Here is an 11,836-nt window from a genome sequence, read left to right as displayed (position 1 = left end):
GCCACACATCCGGACATCATCGAATCGGATATCCCAACAGAAGTCAACGACGCTTTAAAAGCACAAGCAAAGTAAGGCGATGAATGCAAACATAGAAAAAGCGCTTGCCGCAGCAAACGATACCCGTGCACTTTGGATAGGAGCCGGGGTATCGGACCGGGTAGCCGATCTGTTTAAGGAACAGTTTCCCGCAATGCCGGCTGTAATCGTAGCCGATACAACCACCTGGCAGGTGCTAGGCGAAAAGGTAAGCCGGCTGTTCTCTGCTGCAGGAATCATACAGGAATCCCCCTTTATATTTGATAACGACGACCTGTATGCCGAATATGGATTTGTCGAACAGCTCACCGCGTCCTTAAGCAACCACACAGCAATTCCGGTGGCAGTGGGATCGGGTACTATAAACGACCTTGCCAAATTATCAGCTTATCAGGCAGACCGCCGCTATATGTGTGTAGCAACAGCTGCCTCCATGGATGGCTACACCGCCTTCGGTGCTTCAATAACGGCTGATGGAGCCAAGCAGACATTCGGATGTCCTGCTCCACAGGCCTGTCTGGCAGATACCGACATCATACGGAAAGCTCCTCCGCAAATGACGGCCTCCGGCTATGCCGACCTGTTTGCCAAAGTAACAGCGGGTGCCGACTGGATTCTGGCCGATGCCTTACAGGTGGAGGCGATAGACAAAAGGGCTTGGTCGGTTGTGCAAGACGGACTGCCCGGTGCTTTGTCGGATCCGGAAGGGATTGCGGCAGGGAGCGAACAGGCTATCGGCAAACTGATTGAAGGATTGATACTTGGCGGTTTCGCCATGCAGGCCACTCAATCCAGCAGGCCGGCTTCCGGAGCAGAACATCAGTTCAGTCACCTGTGGAATATGGAACATTTCCTCAATCACGGCGAACATGTATCCCATGGATTTCAGGTCAGCATAGGAACGATAGCAGTAACCGCTTTCTACGAACAGGTACTGCAGACCGATCTAAGTGAGCTGGATGTTGAAAAAGCCTGCCGGCTTTGGCCGGACAGAGACGAGTCGGATGCCCGTGCCCTGAAGCTTTTCGAAGGAACCGACTTCCCGCTTATCGGAGTACAGGAAACCGGAGCTAAGTATATTCCGGCCGACGAACTGAGGGAACAGCTCCAGTTGCTGAAAAGCAATTGGGCAGAAATCAGAAGCCGCCTTCGCAGTCAGCTTCTCCCGTTATCCGAACTGAGACGGCGACTCGAACGGGTGGGAGCACCCGTAGAACCGGAACAGATCGGGCTTTCGCGTTCACGATTACGCGAAGCTTTTGTCCGGGCTCAATACATCCGCCGCAGGTACACAGTTCTCGACCTGGCGGTTCGTACAGGATACCTGGATACCTGGCTGGATCAGCTTTTCGGAGCAGACGGAATCTGGGAAATAAAGTAACCGGCCGCATGAAAAAACATATATAACCTTAGAAGAGACAGACAAATAACAAACTTTATTATCATTTAAATCACATGGACCAAGCTACATCACAACGTTTTAAATATTGGCAAACACGTACCATCATAGCAACGATGATCGGATATGCTCTTTTTTATTTTGTACGTAAAAACCTTAGCATAGCCATGCCTGCCATGCAAGCAGACCTGGGTATTACCAAGACCGAGCTGGGATTGTTTCTAACTCTGCACGGATTAATATACGGTCTGTCCAAATTTATCAATGGATTTATAGGCGACAGGGTGAACGCACGCTATTTTATGGTAACGGGACTTGTGTTATCCGCCATTTGTAACGTAGTGTTTGGCTTCAGTTCGGCGGTATTGGTATTCGGTATCGTGTGGATGCTGAACGGCTGGTTTCAGGGAATGGGATTTCCTCCCTGTGCCAGGATGCTTACCCATTGGGTGCCGCCCAGAGAACTGGCAACCAAAATGTCTGTATGGAATACCTCTCACTCCATCGGGGCCGGGTTGGTTGTAATCGTATGCGGGTATGTGGTCTCGCTGGGTTGGAGGTGGTGCTTTTTCGTACCTTCCATTATCGCACTGCTGGGTGCGGTAGGTGTGTGGTTTACCATGAGAGATACCCCGCAGTCGGTTGGTCTGCCGGCACTGGTTCCCGAAGGTCTTACCAAAGAGGAGGCCGAACACGAGGATACATCGGCCGAGTTTAAGGCATTTGTACGTAAGCAGGTATTTCTGAATCCTTACATCTGGGTAATTGCCGTAGCCAATTTCTTTGTCTATGTAATCCGCTACGTAGTACTTGACTGGGGACCAACATTGCTTAGTGAGTGGAAGGGGGTATCCATCGAACATGCGGGATGGATGGTGGCTGCTTTCGAAATATCAGGTATAATAGGAATGCTGGCAGCCGGATGGGCAACCGACCGTTTCTTTGGCGGCCGTTCGCCAAGAGTCTGCGTTTTCTGTATGGGATTTGCCACCCTGTTTATCTTTTTATTTTGGCTGCTGGATACTCCGCCCATGTGGCTTGCCTCACTGCTCCTTATGGCTGCCGGATTCTTTATTTATGGTCCGCAGGCTCTGGTAGGTATTGCAGCGGCTAATATGGCCACCAAGCGTGCTGCGGCAACAGCCGGAGGGTTTACGGGATTGTTCGGCTATGCAAGCACACTGGTATCTGGATGGGGACTAGGTTATCTGGCTACCAACTACGGATGGAGCCTGGCTATAAGCGTGCTGATCGGGATAGGTATTACAGGTACACTTGTGTTTATGCTTGCCTGGAATGCGAAAGCAGATGGATATGGAACTAAATAACTTAGAACAATGGAATTTACAATAAACAGATACATACATAAAATGAAGATCAATTCATTCATTCAGTTGCACGAGCGTTTAAAAAACATCAAACACGTAGCATTGGATATGGATGGAACTATCTATAACGGAAGCACGCTGTTTCCCTTTACCATCTCGTTTTTAGAGAAACTGGATAAATTGGGTATCGGCTATTCTTTCCTGACCAACAATCCGTCTAAAAGCATAGCAGATTACCTGTTGCATCTCGAGGGGATGGGAATTCCAGTTAAAAGAGACGAAATGTATACAACGGCAGTGGCAACCATCCAGTACCTGCAAAACAACTATCCGGAGATAAAACGGCTGTTTATATTGGGAACACCCAGTATGATGGACGAATTCGAGGCGGCAGGCTTCGAGTTGACGGCAGACAGTGCAGACGATAAGCCCGACGCGGTTGTTGTGGGTTTCGACAAATCCCTTGTATATTCCCGTCTGTGCAGGGCTGCCTGGTGGATATCCAAGCAGATCCCCTATTTGGCAACCAACCCCGACAAAGTTTGTCCCACCGACACTCCCAATATTCTGGTGGACTGCGGTGCAATATGTTCTTGTCTGGAAGAGGCAACTGGTCGCAAACCCGATATGATAATTGGGAAGCCGGATCCCAGAATGCTGGAAGGTATATTGCAAAAGCATCGCCTTAATCCCTGGGAGGTTGCCATGGTGGGCGACCGTATCTACACCGATATCCGTATGGCATACGAAGCCAGAACATTGGGCGTTTTGGTCCTTTCGGGAGAGAGCACCCTGGAGGATGCCGAGAAGTCCGAGCTGAAACCCGATGTAATTGTAGACGATCTTTCCAAATTCGGATCCATGCTGGAAGCATCCCGCATGTAGAAAAGCACTCATAAGTAGTCCAAAACTAAAACAAGATGTCCGGCAGGGAAGCGGACATAAAAAAGGTCCGGAGCTGAAACCAGCCCGGACCTTCTTGCCTGAAGTTGCATTTAGAAACTCAGAAACATCAGACGATACCTTTTTCCGAGCTTCTGATAAATTTAACCAACGAACGGATCTCATCACTCATCGGCACCTCTTCTTCCACTCTAATCAATGCATCCGTAACACTTACCTTTGCATGGTAAATAATTTCGTAAGCATGGGCTATGTGCTTTATAACCTTTTCGGGAAATTTATTGTATTCAAGCACCTTCACGTTTACACCGTAATAGGAGGTGGGATTGGCAGTGGTTACAACAAAAGGAGGGACATCCTTCTTAAAACGGGCTCCACCGCGAACCATACTCCATTCTCCAACGTGTGTATCCTGGAACATGATTACCATCGAACTCAGAATAGCGTGCGAGTCGATGATGCAGTTGCCCGAAACCAAGGTCTTGATACCTATTACACAATGATCGGCAATACGGCTGTCGTGACAAACGTGCACACCTTCCATCAGGAAGTTCTTGTTTCCGATAACTGTTCTGCCTCCCGCATGCGACGACCGGCTTACCAATACCCCTTCGCGGAAAACATTGTCGTTGCCTATTTCGAGAAATGATTCATCCCCATGAAAGGTAAAATCCTGGGGAGTGGCACCCAGCACAGCTCCCTGATAAACCTGATTGCCATTTCCCATCCGGGTACCACTTAACACACTGGCATAAGGCATGATGGTGCAGTTGTTTCCAATTACAACATCTTTATCAACGTAAGCAAAAGGATGAATGGTAACACCCTCGCCTAGTTTTGCATCGGGGCTGACAAATGCCAGTGGACTAATTGTATTATTCATATCCTGATTATTTAAAATTACTTTCGCCTCTGCCACCGCCAAGCGCCTGATACAGGCTCACTACAGACTGGATCTGATCAAAACTATCCTTAACACCCGAAAGTTCTGCGTTCAGCAACGATTGCTGCGCCGTAAGCACTTCCAGGTAGTTGGTAGAACTAAGCTGCATAAGCTGCTTGGTTTTATCTACTGCGCTACGCAACGATTGGATCTGCATCTCCCGCTGAGTACGCTTTTCGCCTGCCGCTTTGTACTTGAACAACGCGTTGCTCACCTCCGTTCCGGCATTCAGGATGCTGTGTTCGAAAGCCAGACGGGCCTCTTCCTGCTGAGCTTTGGATATTTTAAGACGGGCAATATTCTGACCCTTGGCAAACAGCGGTTGTGTAAGCGAACCTACAGCCGAAGCCAGGAACTTGGCCGGATTTACGATCATACCTCCCGCACTGTTGGTCCACCCCGCCGATCCGCTCAAGGTAATCTTTGGATAAAAGGCAGAACGGGCCTGGTTGGTTGCATAATAGGCACTGGCCAAAGCCATTTCGGCCTGCCTTACATCCGGGCGGTTCGATAACAGCTGCAAAGGAACACCCGCCGAAAAAGTGTCCGGCATTTCCTGTTCCTCCAGCGTAGCACGGTCTATACGTTGCGGAGTCTGTCCCAGCAACAGCGAAAGGGCATTTTCCGTTTCGCGGATCTGACGGTGAATCTCCGGCAGCGAAGCCTGTACCTGATAGTAATAAGCCTCACTTTGAGCCACGGTAGCTTCGTTGGTCATACCCAAGTTCTTCAACGCCTTCATAGCCCTTACCTGCTCGCCCCAGGTAGTAGCTGTCTTCTCTGTAATTTCTAGCTGCTTGTCAAGCATCAGCAAGGTATAATAGCTGTTGGCAATGTTGGCGATAACCTGCGTCTGCACAGCCTGGCGGTATGCATCCGATTCAAGCAACCCGGCTTTAGCCCCTTTCGCGCCATTCATCAAATTACCAAACAAGTCAATCTCCCAACTGGCACTGGCAGGTAACGAATAAGTCTGAATCGCCTTACTGCCGTCAAAACTGTTTACAGACGCATTGGGTGTAAGAGTCAGCGACGGAGCAAAAGCCAGACGGGCCGCAAGCAATCCGGCCTTAGCCTGTTCAACACGCAGTAAAGCCGTCTGCATACTTATATTCTCTGCCAGCCCCTGTTCAATCAGCGCCTGAAGTCTGGCATCGCGGAAAACTTCCTTCCAGGGAAGGTTTCCAAAGTTGGCCGTATCAGAAACCAGGGTATCGTTTACACTTACCGTATCGCGATACACCCCGGCGGTTTGCACTTCGGGCCGTTCGTATGATTTGTAGATGTGGCAACTGCTCAGCAGAGCCGTTGCACACATCCATCCTATGATTTGTATTTTCATGCTGTTATTCTTTATCAATATTACTATACTGTGCCAATTCGGGTACAACCTCTTCTACATCCATACCCGTTTTCTCGATCGGTTTGATCTTTTCCTGCAGGTATTCAAATACCACAAACAATCCGGGTACCACAAATATCTGGAATATCACACCGATAAGCATACCGCCTACAGCACCTGCACCCAGCGTCTTGTTACTGTTTGCTCCAACCCCCGAAGCGAACATCAGCGGAAGCAGACCGATAATCATGGCCAGCGAAGTCATCAGAATAGGACGTAAACGGGCGGTGGCACCTAATACGGCCGACCACTTGATACTCATACCCGATTTCCTTCTCTGCAGTGCGAACTCCGTAATCAGGATCGCATTCTTGGCCAGAAGACCAATCAACATGATCAAGGCAATCTGCATATAAATGTTGTTTTCCAATCCAAACAGCTGAGCAAAAACAAAGCTACCCGCAAGACCGAACGGAATGGATAAAATAACAACCAAAGGCAAAATATAACTTTCGTACTGGGCACTCAGCAACAGGTAAACGAATATAAGACACAATGCAAACACAATGGCTGTAGTTCCGCTACCCGTGCTATGCTCTTCGCGGGTCATCCCCGAAAATTCGTAGCTGTAACCAACCGGCAAAGTTTCGGCAGCCACCTCTTCAATAGCCTTGATAGCCTGTCCGGATGTATATCCCGGAGCCGCGGCACCATTCAGACCAATGGATGTGTACATATTGAAACGGTTGATAACCTGAGGTCCGTACACTTTGGTAAGCGTCATAAACTGAGAGATAGGCGCCATCTCGGCTCCGTTACGAACAAATATCTTGTTGAGCGATTCCGGGTTAATACGGTCTTGCGGATCAGCCTGGATGTATACACGATATAACTTACCAAACCGGTTGAAGTTAGACACATACATACCACCGTAATATCCCTGAAGCGTGGTTAACACCGTGCTCGGACTGATGCCCGCCTGCTTACATTTGGCAGCATCCACATCAACCAGGTACTGGGGGAAGGTTGGATTGAACGAAGTTTGTACAACCGCCACCTCCGGACGCTGCATCAGTTTACCCATAAACTCCTGCGTGATGCCGAAGAATTGATTCAGGTCGCCCCCGGTTTTATCTTCCAGGTGCATCTCAAAACCACTGGTCGCACCATAACCCGTAATCATAGGCGGAGCAAATATAAATATCTGGGCATCCTTAACCTTAGCCGTTTGCTGATACAACATACCGATAACGCTGTTAACATCCTGCCCTTTACCTTTACGCTCGTCCCAGTTTTTGAGTCGGCAGAAATAGGTACCATACGAACTACCGCTACCGGATAAAAGTCCGTATCCGCTAATCTGGGTACTGATATCGATCAGGGGATTAGCCTTCAGAATTTCATTCACCTCGGCCATGGCAGCCTCGGTACGTTCGAGTGATGTACCCGGAGCCATGTTTACAGCCATCATAAATGTACCCGTATCCTCATTCGGAACCATTCCGGAAGGAGTTGTTTTCATAAAAAATACAAGCGCAACGATACTTACCACAACCAGACCCATCGAAAGCCAGCGGTGATTGATAATCCGGGTGATACCACCTTTGTATTTACCCAGAAGCATATCATACGAAGTATTGAACGCAATATGGAAACGATCAATAAAGCTTTTACGCTTGCCGTTTTCACCCTCACCATGTTTCGGACTCAGGAAAATCGCACACAAAGCCGGACTCAGCGTCAAGGCATTCAAGGCAGAGAAGCCGATAGCCACAGCCATGGTTATACCAAACTGGCGATAGAATACCCCGGATGTTCCGCTCATAAAACTTACAGGGATAAATACGGCCATCATCACAAGCGAAATAGAAAGGATCGCACCCGATATCTCGCTCATCGCATCCAGCGAAGCCTGTTTACCCGACTTATATCCCTGGTCCAGCTTGGCATGCACCGCCTCGACGACGACTATCGCATCATCGACCACAATCGCAATGGCCAGCACGAGAGCACTCAGTGTAAGTAAGTTCACACTAAACCCAAACAGGTACAACATAAAGAAGGTACCGATCAGCGAAACCGGAATTGCAATGGTTGGAATAAGCGTAGAACGGAAGTCCTGAAGGAAAATGTATACAACCAGCACCACCAGGATAAAGGCCTCAAGCAACGTACTTAACACCTTGTTTATAGAAGCGTACAGGAAGTCGCTTGTGTCCATCTGAACATCAAACTTCAATCCTTCGGGCAATTCCTTTTCGGTATCTTTTATCAGGCTTTTAATATTACCGATAATTTCCGTAGCGTTCGAACCCGGCGTCTGGAAGATAATCATAACAGTAGCCGGATGACCGTTGGTGTAGGTGTTCACTGTATACGATTGGGCACCCAGTTCTACACGGGCAACATCCTTCAGTCTGAGAACTTGTCCGTCGGCTGTAGCTTTAACCACAATATTCTCAAACTCTTCTGTTTGCTGCAATCTACCTTTAGTCTTCATAATATACTGAAACGACTGACCGCCGTTCTCTCCAAACTGTCCGGGAGCCGCCTCGATATTCTGTTCGGCCAAAACCGCCGTTATATCATTAGGCATCAGCTTATACTGCGCCATAACCTCCGGTTTCAGCCAGATACGCATTGTGTACGTACGAGCACCCGGAGCCATTGCATCCCCAACACCGGGTACACGCATAATCTGCGGGATAACATTGATATTGGCATAATTCTGAATAAACGTCTGGTCGTATTTGTTATCCGGACTGTTTAACGAAAGCACCATCAACATACTTGTCTGCCGTTTGGCCGTAATAACACCCACCTTGGTAACCTCGGCAGGCAGCAGACCCAAAGCCTTCGATACACGATTCTGCACGTTTACCGCCGCCATATCGGGGTCGGTTCCCTGCTTGAAATAAATCTGAATCTGTGCCATCCCGTCGTTGGATGCAGAAGATGTCATATACATCATGTTCTCCACCCCGTTGATCGACTCCTCCAGAGGAGTGATAACACTATTCATTACAGTCTGGGCATTGGCACCCGTATAAGAGGTACTTACCGAAATAGTAGGAGGGGCAATATCCGGGTACTGCTCAACAGGCAGCGACCCAAGCCCCAGTATACCCAGGATGACGATAAAAATGGAGATAACCGTCGAGAGTACGGGGCGATTAATAAATCTATCTAACTTCATATTTTTCTGTTTTAGTATTCACTTCCTTATTTCGAAGCTCCCTGGGCAGGACTATTAGCTCCGGTATTTTTTGCGGCAGCCTGATCCGGAGTTACCGCTTTGATCTGCATACCATCTTTAAGCGAAGAGATGCCTTCTACAACAATCTTATCGCCGGCCTTCAGACCAGAAGTAACAACGAAGTTCTTACCATCATCCAAAGTGAATATTTCAATAGGAGTACTTTTAACAGTAGACTGTTCGTCCACCACATAAACAAAACGTTTGTCCTGAATCTCGAAAGTAGCCTTCTGCGGAACAACGATGCAGTTGGCCATCTTTGCCGGAATCACTACAGTTCCGGTACCGCCGCTTCGAAGGATATGGTTCTTGTTTGGGAATCTGGCACGGATGCTTACCGATCCGGTTGCCTGATCAATCACACCACTCATGGTTTCAACCTTTCCGCTATCGGCATATATGCTTCCGTCAATCAGTTTAAGCTTAACAGCAGGCATCGTATTCAGAATATCTTTAGACGAAGTACCGGTCGAGGTATAGCCAAGCAACTGACGCTCGGTCATCGAAAAATAGGCATACATCTCCGAAATATCCGATACCGTGGTAAGAGGAGTGGCAATGCTTGGGCTAACCAGACTACCTACACGGAAAGGAATACTTCCCACAACGCCGTCCGACGGACTGGATACGCGGGTGTACGACAAATTCTTCTCGGCACTGATAAGCTGGGCATTAGCCTGAGCCAATACAGCTTTGCTGGACAACAGCGAATTCTCTGCCATCTGCAATTCGTACGCACCGATAATGTTATTCTTAGCCAGTTCGCGCTTATTCTGTGCAGTAAGCTCGGCGGTTGCAACATTGGCCTTGGCCACTTGTACCGATGCCCGGGCTGCATTGGCAGCCTCTTCGTACTGAACAGGGTCGATAATAAATAAGGTCTGTCCCTTTTTAACGACAGAACCTTCATCTACAGCCAGCCGGGTGATAAAGCCCGATACCTGCGGACGGATTTCAATGTCTTGTTTTCCTTTAATTACAGCCGGATACGAACTGCTAAGTTCAACATCCGCACCCGATAGAGTTATTACAGCCAGTTCTTTTATTTGCTGACCTCTTTGCTGGTCTTGCTTCCCGCAAGAATTGAGTGATAAACACAAAAACAATACTGCGGCTACCGAAACGGATGCCGTAAACAATCTTCTTTTTTCTTTGCTCATAAAACTACCTATTGTTTGGTTGTATTCTTATTTTTACTTTTCGATTCACAAAGTAAGAACTAATTTCATAAAGATTCTAGTTCCAAACATTGCAAATACTGTTCCAAATGTAATCTTTTCTGTGTTTTATAGTGAAATAATCCTAAAAAATGTGGTCAAAAATAGAATTTTAATCTGTTTTTAACATAAAAGCTGCCACTTTATTGAATGTTTAACTCTATTTGTTGGCAAATAATGGAGGCGTTTGAGCAGCCAGTGCCATCAGCTGTTCAGACTCATGTGGTGTAATGGGCTTATAGTCTTTCATAAATTCGATGGCTTTTAGAAACAATGTCGATTTTCCGGGAGGAATGGCTGTAGCAATCTCCTTCGAAAGAGTGAATTTCAAGGCCAGCTTCATGGTCTCTTCGTCGGTTACCGGCTGGTACCATACATTTTTGTCGTACTTTTCCTGTCCGGGTTTGTTGGCCGTAAGCGCCATAGCCTTCAGTGCGATAACACCCATGTTGCGCGACAATGCTTTTTCATAAATCTGCGGACCAAAATCGCCTGCGTTCCAGCATGCGAAATTCAAGGGAAACATAGCTGTGTCGAAATCATATTTCTCCATGGCAAGCAGAGCCGCTTCAACCGAATGAGCCGAGAAACCCACATAACGTATCTTACCATCCTGTTTAGCCTTCTCGATCACTTCCATGGCACCGCCCGGAGCAAAAGCCTTCTCCACATCATCGCGCGTAGTGATGGCATGCAGCTGAAACAGGTCGAAGTAATCTGTCTCAAGATAGGTAAGCGACTGGTTCAATGTTTTCTCCGCACCCTCACTGCCTCTTTCGTGTGTTTTGCAAGCCAGGAAGCAATTCTTTCTGTATGGTTTGAGGGCCGGACCCAACTTTGCCTCGGCATTACCGTAACTGGGTGCCACATCAAAATAGGTAACCCCCAACTCTATTGCCTTTGAAACAATTTCTTTAGCAAATTCCGGCGAATGATCATTCAACATAATACCCCCAAAAGCAATGGTCGAAACCCGCTCGCCCGTTCTGCCTAAAACCCGTTTGGGAAGCTCGAAATTGTTGCTCCAGGTAGATCCGAAAGCCCTTACCTGCGGAATGCTGAGTGCCAAACTACCTAAAGCAGCGGCATGAATAAATTCTCTTCGTTTCATAGGATCGTATTTGATTGATTGAAAGTGCAATATATAATTTAAAACCAAATACTCTGCCATTAGGTTCTGAATTTTTAAAAACTATCTGTCATCTATCATTTTTAGGGTCTACTTCTCTGTAAAACAAGATGATACAAGCTGACAGATGCCTTTTTGCATCTATCATCTATATGTCATCTGTGTAAGCGTCTCCGCGATGCCATCTTGTGAACACATTTGATCCCCTTTACCTTTGTTTTCAAAAAAGAAACAAATGAAAGCATCCGAACTTTATGCATTGGCAATCGAAGAGTACAGG

The 11,836-nt window shown here is 47.6% G+C and carries 8 protein-coding genes; 3 read left to right on the top strand and 5 right to left on the bottom strand.

The window, feature by feature from the left end; all coding sequences use genetic code 11:
* The first annotated feature begins 79 nt into the window (after nt 1–79).
* The 3 genes from AB7E53_RS12375 (at nt 80) to AB7E53_RS12365 (ending at nt 3,651) form a co-directional block, all read left to right on the top strand.
* Complete coding sequence (locus tag AB7E53_RS12375; protein WP_446775966.1) at nt 80–1,420, top strand: sn-glycerol-1-phosphate dehydrogenase; 1,341 nt, start codon at nt 80–82, stop codon at nt 1,418–1,420.
* A 74-nt stretch (nt 1,421–1,494) separates the two neighbouring features.
* A complete protein-coding gene (locus tag AB7E53_RS12370) occupies nt 1,495–2,766 on the top strand; it encodes an MFS transporter (RefSeq protein ID WP_371689228.1) in 1,272 nt (423 codons plus the stop codon).
* Between the two features lie 42 nt (nt 2,767–2,808).
* Nucleotides 2,809–3,651: an HAD-IIA family hydrolase gene (locus AB7E53_RS12365; protein WP_446775968.1), complete on the top strand. Its 843-nt coding sequence runs from the start codon at nt 2,809–2,811 to the stop codon at nt 3,649–3,651.
* A 127-nt stretch (nt 3,652–3,778) separates the two neighbouring features.
* Here AB7E53_RS12365 and lpxA read toward each other — a convergent pair whose 3' ends face one another.
* The 5 genes from lpxA to AB7E53_RS12340 form a co-directional block, all read right to left on the bottom strand.
* Nucleotides 3,779–4,552 carry an acyl-ACP--UDP-N-acetylglucosamine O-acyltransferase gene (lpxA, locus tag AB7E53_RS12360; RefSeq protein ID WP_350455910.1) on the bottom strand — a complete coding sequence of 258 codons (774 nt, stop codon included), beginning with the start codon at nt 4,550–4,552 and terminating at the stop codon, nt 3,779–3,781.
* Nucleotides 4,553–4,559: 7 nt separating this feature from the next.
* Nucleotides 4,560–5,954: a TolC family protein gene (locus AB7E53_RS12355; protein ID WP_446775964.1), complete on the bottom strand. Its 1,395-nt coding sequence runs from the start codon at nt 5,952–5,954 to the stop codon at nt 4,560–4,562.
* Between the two features lie 4 nt (nt 5,955–5,958).
* Nucleotides 5,959–9,150 carry an efflux RND transporter permease subunit gene (locus tag AB7E53_RS12350; protein WP_446775962.1) on the bottom strand — a complete coding sequence of 1,064 codons (3,192 nt, stop codon included), beginning with the start codon at nt 9,148–9,150 and terminating at the stop codon, nt 5,959–5,961.
* A gap of 26 nt (nt 9,151–9,176) precedes the next feature.
* A complete protein-coding gene (locus tag AB7E53_RS12345) occupies nt 9,177–10,370 on the bottom strand; it encodes an efflux RND transporter periplasmic adaptor subunit (protein WP_446775960.1) in 1,194 nt (397 codons plus the stop codon).
* A gap of 217 nt (nt 10,371–10,587) precedes the next feature.
* On the bottom strand, nt 10,588–11,538 hold the full coding sequence (locus tag AB7E53_RS12340) for an aldo/keto reductase (protein ID WP_446775958.1): 951 nt from the start codon (nt 11,536–11,538) through the stop codon (nt 10,588–10,590).
* Nucleotides 11,539–11,836 lie beyond the last annotated feature (298 nt).

Source organism: Macellibacteroides sp. (assembly GCF_050251695.1).
Taxonomy (GTDB): Bacteria; Bacteroidota; Bacteroidia; order Bacteroidales; family Tannerellaceae; genus Macellibacteroides; species Macellibacteroides fermentans.
This window is presented reverse-complemented; position numbering and strand designations above follow the sequence as displayed.

Excerpts from the sequence above, each read along its gene's own strand:
- AB7E53_RS12355 (WP_446775964.1), bottom strand. The coding sequence starts at position 5,954 with ATGAAAATACAAATCATAGGATGGATGTGTGCAACGGCTCTGCTGAGC.
- AB7E53_RS12375 (WP_446775966.1), top strand. The coding sequence starts at position 80 with ATGAATGCAAACATAGAAAAAGCGCTTGCCGCAGCAAACGATACCCGT.
- AB7E53_RS12365 (WP_446775968.1), top strand. The coding sequence starts at position 2,809 with ATGAAGATCAATTCATTCATTCAGTTGCACGAGCGTTTAAAAAACATC.
- AB7E53_RS12370 (WP_371689228.1), top strand. The coding sequence starts at position 1,495 with ATGGACCAAGCTACATCACAACGTTTTAAATATTGGCAAACACGTACC.
- lpxA (WP_350455910.1), bottom strand. The coding sequence starts at position 4,552 with ATGAATAATACAATTAGTCCACTGGCATTTGTCAGCCCCGATGCAAAA.
- AB7E53_RS12340 (WP_446775958.1), bottom strand. The coding sequence starts at position 11,538 with ATGAAACGAAGAGAATTTATTCATGCCGCTGCTTTAGGTAGTTTGGCA.
- AB7E53_RS12350 (WP_446775962.1), bottom strand. The coding sequence starts at position 9,150 with ATGAAGTTAGATAGATTTATTAATCGCCCCGTACTCTCGACGGTTATC.
- AB7E53_RS12345 (WP_446775960.1), bottom strand. The coding sequence starts at position 10,370 with ATGAGCAAAGAAAAAAGAAGATTGTTTACGGCATCCGTTTCGGTAGCC.